Source organism: Streptomyces sp. MspMP-M5, assembly GCF_000373585.1.
In the GTDB taxonomy this organism is placed as follows: Bacteria; Actinomycetota; Actinomycetes; order Streptomycetales; family Streptomycetaceae; genus Streptomyces.
The window spans coordinates 1-19,599 of the sequence record NZ_KB891885.1; the positions used below are offsets into that span (position 1 = coordinate 1).

Annotated in this window: 13 protein-coding genes and 1 tRNA gene; 9 read left to right on the forward strand and 5 right to left on the reverse strand. The window is 72.0% G+C overall.

The window, feature by feature from the left end; all coding sequences use genetic code 11:
* Window positions 1-155: 155 nt before the first annotated feature.
* A complete protein-coding gene (mfd, locus tag B073_RS0113010; protein ID WP_018538535.1) occupies window positions 156-3,719 on the reverse strand; it encodes a transcription-repair coupling factor in 3,564 nt (1,187 codons plus the stop codon).
* A 373-nt stretch (window positions 3,720-4,092) separates the two neighbouring features.
* Here mfd and B073_RS0113015 point away from each other — a divergent pair, with 373 nt between their 5' ends.
* The gene (locus tag B073_RS0113015; protein ID WP_199788146.1) at window positions 4,093-5,676 is read left to right on the forward strand and encodes an MFS transporter; all 1,584 of its coding nucleotides are present in this window, start codon (window positions 4,093-4,095) and stop codon (window positions 5,674-5,676) included.
* An 18-nt stretch (window positions 5,677-5,694) separates the two neighbouring features.
* Here the strand turns inward: B073_RS0113015 and B073_RS0113020 are convergent, their stop codons facing one another.
* The 3 genes from B073_RS0113020 to B073_RS0113040 form a co-directional block, all read right to left on the reverse strand.
* Window positions 5,695-6,750: a cellulose-binding protein gene (locus B073_RS0113020; RefSeq protein ID WP_051093998.1), complete on the reverse strand. Its 1,056-nt coding sequence runs from the start codon at window positions 6,748-6,750 to the stop codon at window positions 5,695-5,697.
* Between the two features lie 659 nt (window positions 6,751-7,409).
* Window positions 7,410-10,337, reverse strand: a complete 2,928-nt coding sequence (locus B073_RS39930) for an SUKH-4 family immunity protein (RefSeq protein WP_078508002.1) — start codon at window positions 10,335-10,337, stop codon at window positions 7,410-7,412.
* 5 nt (window positions 10,338-10,342) lie between these two features.
* Entirely contained in the window at window positions 10,343-11,350 is a 1,008-nt protein-coding gene (locus B073_RS0113040; RefSeq protein ID WP_026247329.1) for an HNH endonuclease, read from the reverse strand.
* 406 nt (window positions 11,351-11,756) lie between these two features.
* On the opposite strand from B073_RS0113040, the gene B073_RS0113045 reads away from it, so the two are divergent.
* Both B073_RS0113045 and B073_RS0113050 read left to right on the forward strand, forming a co-directional pair.
* Window positions 11,757-12,287: a YwqJ-related putative deaminase gene (locus B073_RS0113045; protein WP_018538541.1), complete on the forward strand. Its 531-nt coding sequence runs from the start codon at window positions 11,757-11,759 to the stop codon at window positions 12,285-12,287.
* An 8-nt stretch (window positions 12,288-12,295) separates the two neighbouring features.
* On the forward strand, window positions 12,296-12,850 hold the full coding sequence (locus B073_RS0113050) for an SUKH-3 domain-containing protein (protein WP_018538542.1): 555 nt from the start codon (window positions 12,296-12,298) through the stop codon (window positions 12,848-12,850).
* Between the two features lie 66 nt (window positions 12,851-12,916).
* Here B073_RS0113050 and B073_RS0113055 read toward each other — a convergent pair whose 3' ends face one another.
* Window positions 12,917-14,350, reverse strand: a complete 1,434-nt coding sequence (locus tag B073_RS0113055; protein WP_078508003.1) for a sensor histidine kinase — start codon at window positions 14,348-14,350, stop codon at window positions 12,917-12,919.
* Between the two features lie 156 nt (window positions 14,351-14,506).
* Between B073_RS0113055 and B073_RS0113060 the strand changes: the two genes are divergently transcribed.
* The 6 genes from B073_RS0113060 to pth all read left to right on the forward strand — a co-directional run bounded on the left by B073_RS0113060 (window position 14,507) and on the right by pth (window position 19,580).
* The gene (locus B073_RS0113060; RefSeq protein WP_018538544.1) at window positions 14,507-15,364 is read left to right on the forward strand and encodes a hypothetical protein; all 858 of its coding nucleotides are present in this window, start codon (window positions 14,507-14,509) and stop codon (window positions 15,362-15,364) included.
* 29 nt (window positions 15,365-15,393) lie between these two features.
* Window positions 15,394-15,465 (forward strand) — tRNA-Gln (locus tag B073_RS0113065).
* A gap of 119 nt (window positions 15,466-15,584) precedes the next feature.
* Window positions 15,585-17,069: a bifunctional UDP-N-acetylglucosamine diphosphorylase/glucosamine-1-phosphate N-acetyltransferase GlmU gene (gene glmU / locus B073_RS0113070; protein WP_026247330.1), complete on the forward strand. Its 1,485-nt coding sequence runs from the start codon at window positions 15,585-15,587 to the stop codon at window positions 17,067-17,069.
* Between the two features lie 73 nt (window positions 17,070-17,142).
* Window positions 17,143-18,117, forward strand: coding sequence for a ribose-phosphate diphosphokinase (locus tag B073_RS0113075; protein WP_018538546.1), 975 nt, complete (start codon window positions 17,143-17,145; stop codon window positions 18,115-18,117).
* A 186-nt stretch (window positions 18,118-18,303) separates the two neighbouring features.
* The gene (locus B073_RS0113080) at window positions 18,304-18,888 is read left to right on the forward strand and encodes a 50S ribosomal protein L25/general stress protein Ctc (protein WP_018538547.1); all 585 of its coding nucleotides are present in this window, start codon (window positions 18,304-18,306) and stop codon (window positions 18,886-18,888) included.
* 101 nt (window positions 18,889-18,989) lie between these two features.
* Window positions 18,990-19,580, forward strand: a complete 591-nt coding sequence (gene pth, locus B073_RS0113085; RefSeq protein WP_018538548.1) for an aminoacyl-tRNA hydrolase — start codon at window positions 18,990-18,992, stop codon at window positions 19,578-19,580.
* Window positions 19,581-19,599 lie beyond the last annotated feature (19 nt).

Here is a 19,599-nt window from a genome sequence, read left to right on the forward strand (position 1 = left end):
GTCGGACGTAAAGCGAAGCAGTCCGACAACCCACCCCCGGAGGCCCGCCCCACAGGCACCCGCACCCACCACCCACAGACAGACAGGGGCGCCCCCGCCCAACAAACCCCCCGCCAACGGCGAACCCCCACGGCGACGCACCCGACAACGTACGGTCAGGACAAGATCGTCGTGAGGAACTCGCCGACCCAGGCGAGCAGTTCGCGGCCGACCAGCGGCTTGCCGCCGATGCGGCCCGTCGTCGGGCGGGGAACCAGGATCTGGCGGGTCGCCGGCTTGAGGACCGTCCGCGGGTGCAGCCGCTTGAGGCGGAGTTCCTGGGACTCCCGCAACTCCACCGGGCCGAAGCGGATGTTGGAGCCCTGGAGGGTGATGTCGGAGACACCGCAGGAGCGGGCGAGCATCCGCAGACCGGCGACCAGGAGGAGGTTCTCCACCGGCTCGGGCAGCTTGCCGTAGCGGTCGGTGAGCTCCTCGCGGACGGCGGTGACGTCGGCTTCGCTGGCCGCGGAGGCAATGGCCCGGTACGCCTGGAGGCGCAGCCGCTCGCCCGGCGCGTAGTCGTGCGGAACGTGCGCGTCCACCGGCAGCTCGATCTTGACCTCCAGCGGCGGCTCCTCCGCGCCGCCCTCCAGGGACGCCCGGTAGTCCGCCACCGCCTCGCCGACCATCCGGACGTACAGGTCGAAGCCGACGCCGGCGATGTGGCCGGACTGCTCGCCGCCGAGGAGGTTTCCGGCGCCCCGGATCTCCAGGTCCTTCATCGCGACGTACATGCCCGCGCCCATCTCGGTGTGCTGGGCGATGGTGGCGAGCCGCTCGTGGGCGGTCTCCGTCAGCGGCTTCTCCGGCGGGTAGAGGAAGTACGCGTAGCCGCGCTCGCGGCCACGGCCGACACGGCCGCGCAGCTGGTGCAGCTGGGAGAGGCCGAAGTTGTCGCCGCGCTCGACGATCAGGGTGTTGGCGTTGGAGATGTCGATGCCCGACTCGACGATCGTGGTGGAGACCAGCACGTCGAACTTCTTCTCCCAGAAGTCGACGACGACCTGCTCCAGTTGGGATTCGCCCATCTGCCCGTGGGCGGTCTGGATGCGGGCCTCGGGGACGATCTCGCGCAGCCGGGCCGCGGCCCGGTCGATGGACTCGACGCGGTTGTGGATGTAGAAGACCTGGCCCTCGCGGAGCAGTTCGCGGCGGATGGCGGCGCCGATCTGCTTCTGCTCGTAGGGGCCGACGAAGGTCAGGACCGGGTGCCGCTCCTCGGGCGGGGTGGTGATCGTGGACATCTCGCGGATGCCGGTGACCGCCATTTCGAGGGTCCGGGGGATCGGGGTCGCGGACATCGTCAGGACGTCGACGTTGGCGCGGAGCTTCTTCAGCTGCTCCTTGTGCTCGACGCCGAACCGCTGCTCCTCGTCGACGATGACCAGGCCGAGGTCCTTGAACTTGGTCTCGGAGGAGAAGAGGCGGTGGGTGCCGATGACGATGTCCACCGAGCCCTCCCGCAGGCCCTCCAGGACCGCCTTCGCCTCGGTGTCGGTCTGGAACCGGGACAGCGCCCGGACCTTGACCGGGAACTGGCCGTAGCGCTCGGTGAAGGTGCCGTAGTGCTGCTGGACGAGGAGGGTGGTGGGCACCAGCACCGCCACCTGCTTGCCGTCCTGGACGGCCTTGAAGGCCGCGCGGACCGCGATCTCGGTCTTGCCGTAGCCGACGTCACCGCAGATCAGGCGATCCATGGGGACGGACTTCTCCATGTCCTCCTTGACCTCGGCGATGGTGGTGAGCTGGTCGGGCGTCTCCGCGTACGGGAAGGCGTCCTCCAGTTCGCGCTGCCAGGGGGTGTCCGGGCCGAAGCAGTGGCCGGGCGCCGCCATCCGGGCGGAGTACAGCTTGATGAGGTCGGCGGCGATCTCCTTGACCGCCTTCTTGGCGCGCGCCTTGGTCTTCGTCCAGTCCGCGCCGCCGAGCCGGTGCAGCGTCGGCGCCTCGCCACCCACGTACTTGGTGACCTGCTCCAGCTGGTCGGTGGGGATGTAGAGCCGGTCGCCGGGCTGGCCGCGCTTGGCCGGCGCGTACTCCACCAGCAGATACTCGCGGGTGGCGCCCTGGACCGTGCGCTGCACCATCTCGATGTAGCGGCCGACACCGTGCTGCTCGTGGACGATGAAGTCGCCGGCCTGGAGGGTCAGCGGGTCGATCTGCTTGCGGCGGCGGGCCGGCATCCGGGCCGCGTCCTTGCCCGCGGCCTTCTGCCCCGAAAGGTCCGTCTCCGTCAGCACCGCGATCTTCAGGCCCGGGTCGACGAAGCCGTTGTCGATCGAGCCGCAGGCCACGTGGACGACGGACGGCGCGATCTCGCCGAGGTCGGCCTCCAGGCGGGCGGCGATGCCCTCGCCGCCCAGCACCTCGACCGTGCGCGCCGCCGGGCCGTGGCCCTCGGTGACGAACACCGTCCGCCAGCCGTCCGCCAGCCACCCCTTGGTGTCCGCCAGCGCCCGCTGGGTGTCCCCGCGGTACGTCTCCGGGGCGTGCATCCCCAGCTTGAGGGTGTCCCCGTCGCCCTCGTCCTCCTCGCCCGCGGCACTGTGCCCGATGTCACCAGAGGTGAACTGCGACACCGACCACCACATCATGCCCAGCTCGCGCGCCCGGTCCCGGACGTCCGCGATGCCCCACAGGGACGCCGCCCCCACGTCGATCGGGGCCGCGCCCCCACCGGCGCTGGCCGCCCAGGACGCCTGGAGGAACTCCTGGCTCGTCGCCACCAGGTCCGCCGCCCGGGTCCGCACCCGCTCCGGGTCGCACACCACCGCCATACTGCCCTCGGGCAGCACGTCCAGCAGCAGCTCCATGTCGTCGACCAGCACCGGGGCCAGCGACTCCATGCCCTCGACGGCGATCCCCTCGGCGATCTTCCCCAGCAGCTCGCCCAGCTCCGGATGGCGCTCGGCCAGCTCCGCGGCCCGCGCCCGCACCTCGTCGGTCAGCAGCAGCTCACGGCAGGGCGGCGCCCACAGCCCGTGCTCGGCCACCTCCAGGGAGCGCTGGTCGGCGACCTTGAAGTACCGGATCTCCTCGACGTCGTCGCCCCAGAACTCCACCCGCAGCGGGTGCTCCTCCGTGGGCGGGAAGACGTCCAGGATGCCGCCGCGGACCGCGAACTCGCCGCGTTTCTCGACCAGTTCGACGCGTGCGTAGGCGGCCGCCGCCAGGCCGTCCACGACCTCTTCCAGATCGGCCGACTGCCCCGTCCGCAGACTCACCGGCACCAGCTCGCCCAGCCCCTTGACCTGCGGCTGGAGCACCGAGCGGATCGGCGCGACGACGACCGACACCGGGCCCGCCGTCGGATCGTCCGCGCTCGGGTGGGCCAGCCGGCGCAGCACCGCCAGGCGCCGTCCGACGGTGTCCGACCGCGGCGACAGGCGCTCGTGCGGCAGCGTCTCCCAGGACGGGAACTCCACGACGGAGTTCTCCTCGCCGGCCGGCATCAGCGAACGCAGCGCGGCGGCCAGATCCTCGGCCTCCCGGCCGGTGGCCGTCACCGCCAGCACCGGGCGGCCGGCCCGCCGCGCCAGCGCCGCCACCGCGAACGGGCGGGCGGCCGGCGGCCCGACCAGATCGACATGCGGCCGGTGCCCGTCGGCCGCGGCCTTGACCGCTTCGGCGAGGGCCGGGTCCCGTACGACGGCGTCGAGCAGACCACTCAGGCTCATGAAAAGGTTCCGTCCCAGCGAGGCGAACAACGCGACCGGCCCGACACCCCCTCGGCAGCGCCGACGGCGCACACGGACCAGGGCTGCCCACCTTACGCCGGACCACCGACAACCGACCGCCCGGCGGCCGCGCCACCGCCGTCCCACCCTGCGAGAAACCCCATTCCGCCGGGCCACCGCCCGTGCAAGGGTGGACACGGAACCGTGCCGACTACACGTAAACCCGTCGCGGGGTCGGCCGCAGCGCAGCACCGCAGGAGGGGGCCCGGTGAGCCGCACCACCCAGCACAGCCACAGCGCCGACCGGAACGGCACCGCGAACCAGCCGCCCGACGCCCCCGCCGCCCGGCGCGGCCCCGTCGTCGCCGCCCTCATGCTCGGCATGGCGCTGGCCGCCCTGGACTCGACGATCATCGCCACCGCCGTCCCCCAGATCGTCGGCGACCTCGGCGGCTTCGCCGTCTTCTCCTGGCTCTTCTCCGGCTACCTCCTCGCCGTCACCGTCACCCTCCCCGTCTACGGCAAGCTCTCCGACACCTACGGCCGCAAGCCGATCCTGCTCACCGGCATCGCCCTCTTCCTCCTCGGCTCCCTGGCCTGCGCCGGCGCCTGGAACATGGCCTCCCTGATCGCCTTCCGCGTTCTGCAGGGCCTGGGCGGCGGCGCCCTCCAGGGCACCGTCCAGACCATCGCCGCCGACCTCTACCCGATGAAGGAACGCCCCAAGATCCAGTCCAAGCTCTCCAGCGTCTGGGCCGCCTCCGCGGTCGCCGGCCCCGCACTGGGCGGCCCGCTCACCAGCTACGGCGACTGGCGCTGGATCTTCCTGATCAACCTGCCCGTCGGCGCCCTGGCCCTCTGGCTGATCCTCCGCCACTTCCACGACACCCACCGCGACCGGCCCGCCACCACCGGACGCACCCGCGTCGACTGGCCCGGCGCCCTCGCCGTCTTCGCCACCGGCGGCCTGCTGCTCACCGCCCTCGTCCAGGGCGGCACCGCCTGGCCCTGGCTCTCCGCCCCGTCCCTGCTCCTGCTCGCCGGCAGCGCCCTGGCCGCCACGGCCACCGTCCTGATCGAACGCCGCGCCGCCGAGCCGATCATCCCCGGCTGGGTCTGGCGCCGCCGCACCATCTCCGCCGTCAACCTCGCCCTCGGCGCCCTGGGCCTGCTGATGGTCGCGCCGACCGTCTTCCTGCCCACCTACGCCCAGGCCGTCCTCGGCCTCGGCCCGATCGCCGCCGGCTTCGTCCTCTCCGTCATGACGCTCAGCTGGCCGATATCCGCCGCCTTCAGCAGCCGCGTCTACACCCGCGTCGGCATCCGCAACTGCGCCCTCCTCGGCATCGGCGCCGCCGCCCTCGTCCTGCTCGCCTTCCCCCTGCTCCCCTACCCCGGCGCCGCCTGGCAGCCCGCCCTGCTCATGCTCGCCCTCGGCGCCGCCCTCGGCCTCTTCCAACTCCCGCTGATCATCGGCGTCCAGTCCTCCGTCGGCTACGCCGAACGCGGCACCGCCACCGCCTCGATCCTCTTCTGCCGCCAGGTCGGCCAGTCCCTCGGCGCGGCCCTCTTCGGCGCCGTCGCCAACGCCACCCTCAACGACCGCCTCACCCACGCCCCCGCCGCCATCCGCACCGGCCTGCCCCACGACCTCGACGCCGTCTCCCGCGCCCTCCAGCACGCCGGCGCCCTCACCGCCCGCACCGCCGACTACCTGCGCCGCGCCGTCGACACCACCGTCGAACACGTCTACCTGGGCGCCGCGGCAGCCGCCGCCCTCGCCTTCCTCACCGTCCTCCTCCTCGCCCCCCGCCGCTTCCCCGTCCACACCGACGCCCACCCGCCCGAGACCGCGACGGACACCGGCCCGACCGACGCCACCACCGCACAGGACGCCACCGGAACGACCGACGGCGCGGACACCCAGCCACCGGGAGGCCACCGCCCCACCGGCTGACCGGCCCGCCCCGCGCGCTCACCGCCCGGTCTGCCGCCGTCCCCCGGGCCCGCCCCGATCCACCCGCGGCAACTCCGTCTCCACCGTCTGCTCGTTGTCCGGATCCCCCGCCACCTCCGGCTCCCCAGCACCGGAACCGGAATCCGTCCCGGAAGCAGAACCGGAATCCGCGGCAGCACCGGAACCGGCGAACTCCGCCGGGTCCTTCCCCGTCAGCGCCGCCAGGCTGTTGCGCACATGCGTCATATGGATCCGGACCTCCTCCCGCGCCTCGTCGTGCTCCCGCACCACCCGCTCGGTGGTCCGCTCGATCCGCTCCGCCTCGACCCGGGCCTGCGCCAGCAGCTCCGCCGCCTGCGCCTCGGCGTCCTCCAACCGGTGCCGCGCCGACTCCTCGACCTCCGCCGTCAGCCGCCGCCGCTCCGTCATCACCGCCTCCCCATGGGCGTCCAGCTGGGCGACCCGCTGGTCCATCTCGGCCTCCAGGCGCGCCAGTTCCCGCTCCAGGGAGTCCCACTCCTCAGCGTGCCGGGTCTCCTGGTCCTTCAGCAGCTTCTCGGCCCGGCGCCGGGTCTCCGCCAGCTCCTCGGCCGCCTCCGCCCGGACCTCCTCGGCCTCCTGGACGGCCGCCGCCACCAGCCCCGCCGCCTCCTCGCCCGCCGCCTTCCCCGTGCGCCGCGCGTCCTCCGCCGCCTCCGCCCGCAGCCGCTGCGCCGCCTTGTCCGCCGCGCCCTGGACCTTCTGCGCGTACTCGGCCGCGTCGTCGTGCGCCTGCTCCGCGTACCGCTCGGCCGCGGACCGCAGCCGCACCGACTCCGACTCCGCCGTCGTCAGGATCAGCCGGGCCTGCTCACCGAGCGACTCGTACGTCTGCTCCGGCAACTGCGCCACATAGTCGCGCAGTTCCGCGAGTTCGTCCTCCATCTCGTTGCACAGGACGGTCAGCCGGGCGGCCCGCTCCCAGCACGAGTCGCGGTCGATCGAGAGCCCCTCGACGCGCCGGTCCACGTCCTCCGGGCGATAGCCGCGCCCCCGTACGGTCTCGAACCCGTGCGGCGAAACCGAAGTACTCATCCCTCAAGCCCCTCTCCCTGCGCACAGCAATCGCGCGGACCCGTAAACCTCCGCACAGTCCCGCGCACATCTTTCTGGATCGGCCCGAAGCGGCTCCAACACGACACTCCGCCCATTCCTTCCCCCAAGGATGCGCCATTTGCCACCAGAAGCCGGAATTGGATCTTCGCCCGCGCGAGGGTTTTGCCCACTTCCACGTTGCCGGCCCCGGCAACCGGCCCGCCTCACCTCCCCGTACACCGACCCACACAGCCCCGAGGAACGGGCCGTCACAAAAGCCACACGAACGGCACACCGGCGACGAGGCCCCCACGAGTCCCACAAGGGGAACGCCCCCGCGACCGACCGCTACCCAGACGGCGGGAAAGCCGCGTGCCGGCCGGGTCGGAGGGGATGTCCCGGAGCCCGCCCGCAGGATCTGGAGCGAACGCCGGGGCATTCCTCATCTACGGACCAGATGCGCCCGCACCGAGGACGGGTTCCGGGGCAGCCCCTCCGACCCCACCCACAGGCCGTAGGCGAGGCCACACCAGCCACCACGGCGCGCGCAGCCAACAACGTGGGGCGGCCACAAACCACCTACCGCCGCCACGGCGAGCAACCACCCACCGCCCGGGTCCGGCGGAATTCACAACCACCGAAACCCCAACGTGGGATGCCTACAACAGCCCGTCCCACATCTGCTCCAGCAGCACCGCCCACCACGTCTCCGGCGACCCCAACGCCGCCGGATCCAACGCCACCAGCTGCGCCTGGAAGTCCACCGTCCAGCGACCGGCCTGCTCGGGCGTCAGCCCGTACCGCAGGCGCCACATCCGCCCCAGCATCGCCAGGCACCGCACGAACTCCGGCAGCCCGGTGTTCACGAACTGCGGCGCGACGGACTGCCCGCCCGGCCCCCCGTCCAACGGGACCGCCACGATGTTCGCGGTCCCGTACTGGACACACAGCTGACGGCCGAAGTCGTTGCCCATCACCAGATACGAACCCGCATCCGGCGCCGGCTGAACCATCCGTTCCGCCGCCAGCTCCGCCAGCGTCGGCACCGGACGCCCCGGCTGCGCCTGCGCCCAGAAGAACGGCCCGAAGTCGACCGGCAGCCCGGCCCACACCAGCGTCTGCGCGACGACGTCCGGCACGCCCTGCCGGGAGACCGCCCGCTGGTCGAAACGGAAGATCCCCTGCGGCCCGAACGCCTGCTCCAGCTCGTGCCCGATCGCCTGCGGCGGCACCGGAGGCACCGGCTGCACCTGCGACGGATGCGGCAGCGGCGCCCGCACCGGCGCGGGCCGCGCCGGCCCGTCGGCGACCTGGTGCAGCTCACCCTGATGCTCGATCAGGTGCCGTACGCCCTGCTGCCGCGAGGCGTGGTCCCTGCCGTACGCGGCGGTGTGGCTGATCCGCACCTGCGGCCAGTTCTCCCGGACCATCCGGGCGCAGTAGCCACCGGGCAGCTCGCAGCACTCCAGCTCGGTGTGCAGCTCCACCACCTGCTGCGGCGGCACGTTCATCGCCCGCAGCTCGTGCAGCAGTTGCCACTCCGGGTGCGGCGTGCCCGGCGCCGACCGGCGCACGATCTTCTGCTCGCTGCCGTCCGGCGCGCGGTAGCTCAGGACGGCCATGTAGCCGGGACCGACGGTCGGCTGCCCACTGGGCGCCGGCGGATAGCCGTACGCACCGGGGGCACCCGGGCCACCGCCGCCGGGCCCCGGTACACCGGGAGCCGGCACACCGTGCTGAGCCGGGGCCGGAGCCGGACCGGGACCCGGGACCGGCGGCGGGCCCGGAGCCGGAGCCGGCGGCGGACCGGCCTGCGCCGGCGGAGCCATCGGCGGCGCAGGCGGCATCCCCGGACCGGCGGCCGGCGGCATGCCGGGACCACCGGGCCCGCCCGGGCCACCGGACATCGCGGCACCCTCCGCGAGCATCGTCGCCGCAGCATGCACCCCGCCCCCGGCACCGGCACCGGCACCAGAACCGGCACCCGGACCGGCGCCGGCAGCACCCGGCGGCGGCGCGGGCGGCGGAGGCGGCCCGTCCGGCCCACCAGGACCATGACCGCCCGCGGCCGCACCGGGCTCGCCGGACGCCCCCAGCGGCTTGGGCGCACCGAGCGGCCCAGGAGGCGGCGGCACACCGGGACCGGCACCACCGGGACCGCCAGGACCACCGGAAGCGACGGGGGCACCCACCGCTCCGCCCGGCCCCGGCACGGCCGACTGAAGCGCCGCACCATCCGCGAGCATCGTCGCGGCAGCGTGCACCCCACCGCGGGCACCGCCCGCGCCACCACCGGCCCCGGAAGCGGAACCAGAACCGGAAGCCGACCCGGACCCGGAACCGGAACCTGAACCGGCATCACCGGAGCCACCGGCCGCACCCGCGCCGGTCCCGTCCACGGCGCTCAAGTCCACGTCAGAGGCGTCCAGTTGGGAAACGAGCTGCGTCGGCACGTACCCCCCGGCCGGCGTCCCGGCCGCACCCGGCCCCGACGAAGCCGGGCCAATCCCCGGCCCCGGAGCCGCAGGCCCGTCCCCGGGACGCGCGTCCGCCTTCTGCGTCCCGGCGGCCGCGCCCTCCTCCACGTCCGGCCGCCCGCCGTCCCAGCCCGCACCGGGCGGCGGCGGCACATCGGCGATCGGCGCCCCGGTCGGCGGCGGCAGATCCCGCAGCGCACCCGGCGCCCCGGAAGGCGCGGACGACGCAGGCGGAGCCGGCGGCGGTACAACGGGCGGCGCGGGCGGCATCGGCGGCGGCGCGGGCGGCATCGGGGGCAGCCCCCCGGGAACGCCCGCGCCCGGCTGCCCGGCCCCGTCGCCGATCGGCGACGGCTCCACGGACGAGACCCGCGTAGGCGGCAACTGGCTGCCGCCCCGCAGCAGTTCGGTCTTGGCGTCGGGCCGCACTCGCGGCGTCGACGGGGCGTCCTCGTCGTCGGAACCGGCGAGCGGCGGCGCGAACACCGTCTGCGGCGGCGCCACCGAACGGTCCTCGTCGTCCCCGCCCGCGGTGGTGTCCGCGGCCGCCCACGACGTGTCGTCGGAAGACGGACTCCCGTCAGAGGAAGCCGAACCCCCGTCGGAGGAAGCCGAGCCAGAACCGGAACCGGAACCGACCCCGGAGCCAGAAGCGGAACGAGAACCGGACCCGGAGCCGGCCCCCGAGCCAGAAGCGGAGCCAGAAGCGGACCCGGCACTCCCCTTCCCCGCGCCGATCCCCATCGCGTCCGCCGCCTCCTGCAACCACTCCGGCGGCGTCAGCAGGAACGACGTGGCCTCCAGATCGATCCGCTGCGGCGGCTCCGCCGCCCCGTAGCCGCCGTCCGCCGGCGCGCCGTACTCCTCCTCGTAGCGACGGATCACCTCACCCACCGGCAACCCCGGCCACAGCGTCGTCTCACCGCTGTCCCGGGCGATCACCAGCCGGCCGCGGCCGCCCTCGCCGACCGGACCGCCCTCGCGGTCCTCCGCCCAGGCCACGAAGCCCAGCGTGAACTCCCGTACCCGCACCTCGCGGTGGAGCTCCGACGGCACCTCGCCGTTCACCCACCGCTCCGCGCGCTCCTGCGCCTGCGCGAACGTCACCACCGCGATCAGCCCCCCACCGGCACGGCGTACGCGAAGCCGCCGTCCACCATCAGGTTCGCCACCGTCTCCAGCTCCGGCGGATTACCCGCCAGCCGCAACAGGAAGTCATCGAAATCCGCACCACACGGCAACATCAGCCGCTCCACCCGCTCCTGCACCGACCATCCGTCCCGGTCCCGCGCGTCGTCGTACGGACAGAACCACACCGAGCCCAGCGCCTCACCGCGCACCTTCACCGCGACCACACCGCCCTGCACGAACGCCACCCCCAGGTAGTCCTTGGTGAAATGGTCGCGCAGGCACTTGTTCACATAGACGAGATCGTTGACCGCGGCGTCGTCACGCACCGCGAAGAACGGCTGGTCCACCAGCAGACCCAGCTCCGCGTCGAGCGCCGCCCCCACCGGCGCACACCCGCCCGCCGCCTTCAAAAACGACCGGTACGCCCCCGGCAGCCGGTACCCCAGCGCCTCCTCGGCCTGCACCACCTGCTCCTCGCCCACCGCCAGCTCCCGCCGCGGCAGCCCGAAGTGCACCGGACGCGTCTCCTGCAACGGCCGGGTACCCCGCTTGTCGTGCGCCACCGCCGCCGTCGCCAGCCCCGCGTGATGCCGCAGCAGCGCCTTCACCTCGACCGGGACCAGCTCCATCCGCCGCGTCCCCGCCACGTGATGCCACGTCCAGCCGTGCGGCGTCGCCACCGCCGGCACATCTATCCACAGCTCGTGCCCCTGCGCGTGCAGCGCCGCGTTCGCCGACACGAAGTCCGTCAGCCGCAACTCGTCGACGCCGAAACCCTCCGGCGGCTCGGCGATCTCCGCCGCCGCCCGGGCATACGGCGAGAAGTCCGGGAAGCCGTTCCCGTCCATCCGCACCCCGGCCGGATACCGCGCGGCCCGCACCGGATCCGGGAAATGCACGACCTGCCCGGCGTAGGCCGAGTTCGGTGGCACGGGACGTCCTCCGGCCTGGAGGCCGGGGTGCGCCCCCAGCCCTTGCCGACCTGTCGTCATCGCGGTTGCCCCCTGGCTGAAGCTGGCTTTGGGGCACAGCCTATGCGGTGCCGCAACGGCCCACCCGTCGCCCGACCACCACCCCTCACCGCCGCCGCTCCGCGGCGACACCTCCCACTCGCCCGTCGCCCGACCACACGACCCCACCGTCACCGCTCCGCAACGACACCGCCCGCACCGTGCCCGCACCGCACCGTCAGCCCCACGCCACCCCCGCTTCACCCCCCGCCCGGCACCCCCCGGCACCACCCGGCCACACCCCGCCCACCAGCCCCGTTACCGGACAACCGACGAACCGTCACACCCCAGTGACATCCCCGACAGCGCGTCCGACTACCGCAACACCCAGCACATTTGGCAATCTGACCTCCGCAAACCGGGGGATTGCAGGGAGGGAAGCACCACCATGAGCACCACCGCACACCACACGACCACCGCCGACCCCCGAGCCGGCGGCGATCCCCGCATCGGCTGGAGCGGCACCGCGGACACCGACCGCACCCCGGTCCTCCGCCACCGCCGCGACGGCATCCTCCCCACCATCGGCGCCGCATTGTCCGTACGCGGACAAACCCTCACCTGCACGGCCAGCAAAGCCGAACAACCCCCCACCCTCCACCCGCTCATCCAGGACTTCCTCGACACCCTCACCACCGCACAACGCGACCGCTTCACCGGCCGCTGCCCCGAAGCCGTCCTGCTCTCCCGCCACCTCACCGCCGTCGAGACCAACCGCGGCAAACGCGCCTCCCGCAAACCCCTCACCAAAGGCGAAGCCCGCCGCTCCCTGAAACACTCCAAGATCACCGCACGTCACATCCGCGAGGACGGCGACCCCCAGCACGGCAGCTACGCACCACCCTGCCGCTCCTGCGACGCCCTCCTCGCCCACTTCGGCGTCATGCCCATCGGGGCCACGACGCCCCAAGGGAGCTGACCGCCACCATGCCGACCACCCCCGCCACCCCCGCCCCCGACGGCCCCGCAACCACCCGCTTCCCCGCCGCCGTCGACACCGCCCTCCAGCAAGCCGGCTGGCAACCCGGCCGCTGGGACATACAGCAGGCCGAACACTGGGCCGACACCCTCCGCAACCACACCTCCCCCGCCGGCCACCGCCACGCCGTCTTCCCCGCCGCCGTCGAAGCCTGGGCCGAATTCGGCGGCCTGCGCATCACCGGCCCCGGCCCCGGCCGCCACATCGCCCCCACCCCCTTCGTCATCGACCCCCTCCTCGGCCTCCACCTCGCCCGCACCCTCGGCGACCTCGGCCGCGCCCTCGACACCGACGTCGCCCCCCTCGGCCAGGAACAACTCCCCGACACCAAGGCCACCCGCGGCACCACCCACCCCCAGGCCACCCTCGCCATCGACACCCAGGGCCGCGTCTACAGCCTCGACCACACCGGCGACTGGTACCTCGGCCCCGACCTCGACCAGGCCCTCGGCACCCTCGTCCTCGGCACCCGCCCCAGCCGCCTCACCCTCTCCGGCGACTGACACCCCGCCCTCACAGGACGAACCGGCCACAGGACGAACGAGCCCCGGCCCGGCCCACCACCGGCCTCAGCCGGCCGCCCCCACCGGCACCACCGCCGACACCCGGAAACCCCCCGCCTCCGTCGGACCCGACACGAACACCCCACCCAACGCCGCCACCCGCTCCCGCATCCCCACCAGACCGTTCCCCCCACTCGGCAGCCCGGCACCCGCCGCCCCCCGCTCCGACGGACCGTTCTCCACCTGCACCGCCACCTCACCGGCCCGATGCGCCAACCGCACCCGCGCCCGCGCCCCCGGCGCATGCTTGTGCACGTTCGTCAGCGCCTCCTGCACCACCCGGAACACCGTCTGCTCCACCCGCGCCCCATACCGCGGCCCACCCCCGTCCACCGACACCGGCTCCCCCGCACCGTCCAGCACCGACAACTCCACCACCATCCCGGCCACCCGGGACTGCTCCACCAACTCCCCCAACTCCGCCAGCCACGGACCGTCCCCCTCCGGCTCCACACCACCCACCGGCCCCCCGGCCACCTCCGCCGGCACCACCGCCACACCCTCCCCGGCGTCCCCGGCGTCCCCGGCACCGTCCGCAGCCTTCCGCGACACCCGCGACGCCACCGCCGCCAACCGCTCCGGCTCGTCCGAACCCCCCGCCCCCTCGGCCGTCCGCAACACCCCCAACATCTCCCGCAACTCCGTCAGCGCCTGCCGCCCCATATCCCCCACCAAAGCCGCATTCCGCGACGCCTTCTCCGGATCCTTCAACGCCACCGCCTGCAACGCCGCCGCATGCACCACCATCAGACTCACCCGGTGCGCCACCACGTCGTGCATCTCCCGCGCGATCCGCGTCCGCTCCTCGTTACGCGCCCACTCCGCACGCTCCTCGGCCCGGTCCGCCAGCAACGACAGCTCCCGCTCCAGACCGTCCGCCCGCTCCCGCAGACTCTCCACCAGCCGCCGCCGCGCACCCACATACAACCCCCACAACACCGGCGGAGCCGTCAGCACCAACCCCACCGCCAACGCCATCAGCACCAGGAACCACACCGGCGGATTGAAGTCCGGCTGCCCCGCCACGTCCTGCCGCATGCTGAAGAACGTCGACACCACCGTGCCCGCCGCCGTCATCCCCGCCAGCAGCCCGATGACCCGCCGCGGCACCTGCGACACCGCCAGCGAGTACAGCCCCACCACACTCAGCAGCCCGCCCATCTCCGCCGGAATCACCGCGATCGACGTCAGCACCACCAAGACCGGCCACCGCCGACGCACCAACAGCACCGGCCCGACCACCAGCCCCAGCAGCACCCCCAACGCCACCGGAGCCCCCGACGAGTGCGCGAACGGAACCCCCTCCGCCATGCACTCCACCGTCGACGCCACCGCCAACAGCACATCCAGCACGACACTGCGCCGCCGCGCCCACCACCAGGGACCGCCCCCCGGCCTCCCTCGCGCGGCCACGCTCTCACTTGCCCCCGTTGCGGTCATACCGACCAGCGTACGGGCGCCGCCCCGCCTCCCCCGGGCCCACTCCCAGCACGCTTCCAGCCCATTACCAACCGTTACGACCAGATATCCCTCGAACTGTTGAATCGCTCGCACTTTCGCCCCACGGTCCGCCCGAACCGAGCCAGCCTGTTCCCCATGACACGGACACACCCCCATCACCCCCACCCCGACTACGAAGCCTTACGCCCCCACGCCGTCGCCCTCCGCCGTGCCGGCCTCAGCCGCCGCCAGATCCGCGACCGGCTCGGCCCGCTCGGCGACGGCGCCCTGACCGACCTCCTGGAAGGCGAGCCACCTCCCGAGTGGACGAAGCGGCCGAACGCCAAGGACGACGTCCGGGAGCAGGCCCGCGCTCTGCGCCGCGCAGGGCGGACGTACGACGAGATCGTCGCGGAGCTGGGCGTCTCCAAGAGCTCGGTCTCCCTCTGGGTCCGCGACCTCCCCAAGCCGACGAAGTCCCCGGAGGCCATGCATCAGATGCGCGAGGCCCGGTGGGCGCCGTACCGGGAGGCGCGGGATCGCCAGATCGCCGAGACCAAGGCGGCGGCGAAGAAGGAGATCGGCACGCTCACGGACCGGGAGTTGTTCCTGGTCGGCGTGGGGCTGTACTGGGCGGAGGGCGGCAAGAGCAAGCCGTACGACAGAAGAGAGAAGGTCGTCTTCGTCAACAGCGACCCGGGCATGATCCAGGTCTACCTCGCCTGGCTGAGACTGCTGGGCGTGGAGGACTGGCAGCTCCGCTTCACGGTGATGATCCACGAGTCTGCCGACGTTGCGGCCGCCGAGCGATATTGGGCTGACCTGGTCGGCGTCGAAGTGACCACCCTGGGCAAGACGACGCTCAAAAAGCACAACCCGAAGACGGTGCGCAAGAACGTGGGAGAGGGGTATCACGGCTGCCTGACGGTCCGTGTACTGCAATGCACTGAGCTATACCGTCGCATTGAAGGCTGGTGGTACGGCATAGTGTTGGGTGCCGAGCGGGCAGCCTGACGGAATGTCCGGTTTGACCCGCTCTACACTCCCCTGTGGTGTAATGGGCAACACTGTCGGTTTTGGTCCGATCGTTCCGGGTTCGAGTCCTGGCAGGGGAGCAAGCAAAGTTCGGGTCCTGACCGCAAGGTCAGGACCCGCCCTCGTTTTCTCCGCGAAACGCCCCGGTATCCTTCGGATGACCACCACCCGAAGTAGCCAAGAAGCCGAAGGGCATCCCGTGAGCGCCAACCGCCCGGCCGCCGTCGTCGTTCTCGCAGCGGGTGAGGGAACCCGCATGAAGTCGACGACCCCCAAGGTCCTGCACGCGATCTGCGGCCGATCCCTCGTCGGCCACGTCGTCGCCGCGTCCCGTGAGCTGGACCCCGAACACCTCGTCGTGGTCGTCGGCCACGCCCGCGAGCAGGTGCGGGAGCACCTCGCCGCGATCGATCCCGCCGTGCGCACCGCCGTGCAGTACGAGCAGAACGGCACCGGCCACGCCGTCCGCACCGCCCTGGAGGAGCTGAGCGCCGACGGTGTGACGCTGGACGGCACGGTCGTCGTGGTGTGCGGTGACACCCCGCTGCTGACCGGCGAGACGCTGCGGAAGCTGAGCGAGACGCATTCCGTGGACAAGAACGCCGTGACCGTGCTGTCGGCCGAGGTGCCGGACGCGACGGGTTACGGGCGGATCGTGCGGGACAGCGCGACCGGTGCGGTGACCGAGATCGTCGAGCACAAGGACGCGAGCGAGGCGCAGCGGGCGGTCCGGGAGATCAACTCCGGGGTGTTCGCGTTCGATGCGCGGCTGCTGGTGGATGCGCTGGGCAAGGTGCGTACGGACAACAGTCAGGGCGAGGAGTACCTGACGGATGTGCTGGGCATCGTGCGGGAGGCCGGGCACCGGGTGGGGGCCGCGGTGGCGGACGATCACCGGGAGATTCTGGGGATCAACAACCGGGTGCAGTTGGCGGAGGCGCGTCGGCTGCTGAACGGGCGGCTGCTGGAGCGGGCGATGTTGGCCGGTGTGACGGTGGTGGATCCGGCGTCCACGTGGGTGGATGTGTCGGTGACGTTCGAGCAGGATGCGACGGTGCACCCGGGGACGCAGTTGCTGGGTGCCACGCATGTGGCGTCGGGTGCCGAGGTGGGGCCGCAGTCGCGGCTGAAGGACACGGCCGTGGGTGCCGGGGCGTCGGTGTCGTTCACGGTGGCGGACGGTGCGGAGATCGGGCCGGAGGCTTCGGTGGGTCCGTATGCGTATCTGCGTCCGGGGGCGGTGCTGGGGCTGAAGTCGAAGGCCGGGACGTTCGTGGAGATGAAGAACTCGCAGATCGGTGTGGGGACGAAGGTTCCGCATCTGTCGTATGTGGGGGATGCGACGATCGGTGACCACACCAACATCGGTGCGGCGAGTGTGTTCGTGAACTACGACGGTGAGGCGAAGCACCACACGACGGTCGGGTCGCATTGCAAGACGGGCTCGGACAACATGTTCGTGGCGCCTGTCACGATCGGGGATGGCGCGTATACCGCGGCCGGTTCGGTCATTACCAAGGATGTGCCCCCGGGTTCGCTGGCGGTCGCGCGTGGCCAGCAGCGGAACATCGAGGGGTGGGTCGCGCGCAAGCGGCCCGGGAGCGCCGCCGCGCAGGCCGCTTCGTCCGCTCGTGAGTCGGAGTCGGGTCAGGGGTCTGACCTGGCGTCCGAGGGTGAGCGGTGACTGTGCCGAGGGGTATGCCGTGCGGGGCGTACCGTGATGAGCGCACGCAAACTGTGATGCAAGGAGATTTGCTGTGACCGGGATCAAGACGACCGGCGAGAAGAAGCTGATGCTCTTCTCCGGCCGCGCCCACCCCGAGCTTGCTGAGGAGGTCGCGCACCAGCTGGGTGTGGGCCTGGTCCCGACGAAGGCTTTTGACTTCGCCAACGGCGAGATCTATGTCCGCTATCAGGAGTCGGCGCGTGGCGCGGACTGCTTCTTGATCCAGAGCCACACGGCTCCGATCAACAAGTGGATCATGGAGCAGCTGATCATGATCGATGCGCTGAAGCGGGCTTCGGCCCGGAGCATCACCGTGGTCGTGCCGTTCTACGGGTATGCGCGTCAGGACAAGAAGCACCGTGGGCGGGAGCCGATCTCGGCGCGGCTGATCGCGGATCTGATGAAGACGGCGGGTGCGGACCGTATCGTCACGGTGGATCTGCACACGGATCAGATCATGGGCTTCTTCGACGGCCCGGTGGACCATCTCTTCGCGCTGCCGGTGCTGGCGGACTATGTGGGCGCCAAGGTGGACCGGGACAAGCTGACGGTGGTTTCGCCGGACGCGGGTCGGGTGCGGGTGGCGGACCGCTGGTGCGACCGGCTGGGTGCGCCGCTGGCGATCGTGCACAAGCGCCGGGACAAGGACGTGGCGAATCAGGTCACGGTTCATGAGGTCGTGGGTGACGTCAAGGGCCGGGTGTGTGTCCTGGTGGACGACATGATCGACACCGGTGGCACGATCTGTGCGGCGGCCGAGGCGCTGTATGCCAATGGTGCGGCGGATGTGATCGTGACGGCGACGCATGGTGTGCTGTCGGGTCCGGCGGCGGACCGGTTGAAGAATTCGAAGGTGAGTGAGTTCGTGTTCACGAACACGCTGCCGACGCCTTCGGAGCTGGAGCTGGACAAGATCACGGTGCTGTCGATGGCGCCGACGATCGCGCGGGCGCTCCGTGAGGTGTTCGAGGACGGTTCGGTGACGAGCCTGTTCGACGAGCAGTGAGTTTCGGGGTTCGCTAGATCGATTTTCGGGGTGGCCTCCCCGCCGGGTAGACTCTGTGAGTTGCTCGGCGAGGGAGGCCGCACTCATGTGGTGCGGCGGTCCGTTATCGACGCGCTCTTCGTAGCAGGTCTGTCGTGGGCCGGGTGACGCCCCGCAGAGTTTTCTCTCAGATACGAGGAGTGCGACATGGCCGAGATCAAGCTCGCCGTTGAGGCCCGGAACGACTTCGGTAAGGGCGCCGCGCGCCGTCTGCGCCGTGAGGCGAAGGTTCCGGCGGTCGTCTACGGTCACGGTGCGGAGCCGCAGCACGTGGCGGTGGACAGCCACGCGCTGATGATGGCCCTGAAGACCCCGAACGCGCTGATCCGCCTGGAGGGCGAGGGCACCAACGAGCTGGTGATCCCGAAGGCCGTGCAGCGTGAGGCGATCCGTCGCTTCCTGGTGCACGTGGACTTCCTGGCCGTGAAGAAGGGCGAGAAGGTCTCCGTCGAGCTGCCGATCCAGACCGAGGGTGACCTGGCGCCGGGCGGCAACCTGCTGGAGCACCTGCTGAACACGCTGCCGGTCGAGGCCGAGGCGACGCACATCCCGGAGTCGGTGACCGTGTCGATCGCGGGCCTGGACGCCGGTCACACCGTGCTGGCGAAGGACATCGTGCTGCCGGCCGGTGCGTCGCTGACGGTCGAGGAGGACACCCCGGTGCTGCAGGTCGTCGCCGCGCAGGTGGAGGCTCCGGCCGAGGGTGCCGAGGGCGAGGGCGAGGAGGGCTGACCCTTCTCGCGGTAGTTCCGCGGTAGTTTTCTTCCCAACCGCTGTCGCGGCGCCGGGCGGCGCCGGGGCGGCGGTTGGGTCGTTTTCGAGGAGACGTGGACATGACGGATGCGGCGAGCCCCTGGCTCATCGTGGGGCTGGGCAATCCGGGCCCGGAGTATGCGGGCAACCGCCACAACGTGGGGTTCATGGTGGCGGACCTGCTGGCGGAGCGGATGGGTGGCCGTTTCAAGGCGCACCGGGCGCGGGCGCAGGTGGTGGAGGGGCGGATCGGTCCGCCGGGTCCGTTGAGCCGTCGGGTGGTGGTGGCGAAGCCGTCGTCGTTCATGAATCTGTCGGGTGGGCCGACGACGGCGTTGCGGGATTTCTTCAAGGTGCCGGTGGCCAACGTCGTTGCGGTGCATGACGAGTTGGACATCGACTTCGGTGCGTTGCGGTTGAAGCTGGGGGGCGGTGACAACGGGCACAACGGGCTGAAGTCGATCACGAAGTCGCTGGGTGCGGAGTATCACCGGGTGCGGTTCGGGATCGGGCGGCCGCCGGGGCGGATGCCGGTGGCGGACTTTGTGCTCAGGGATTTCTCGTCGGCGGAGCGCAGGGAGCTGGACTACTTCGTGGACCGGGCGGCGGATGCGGTGGAGGCCCTGGTCATCGAGGGGTTGGAGCGGGCGCAGTCGACGTACAACTCGTGAGGTGGTGGGATCGGCGCGG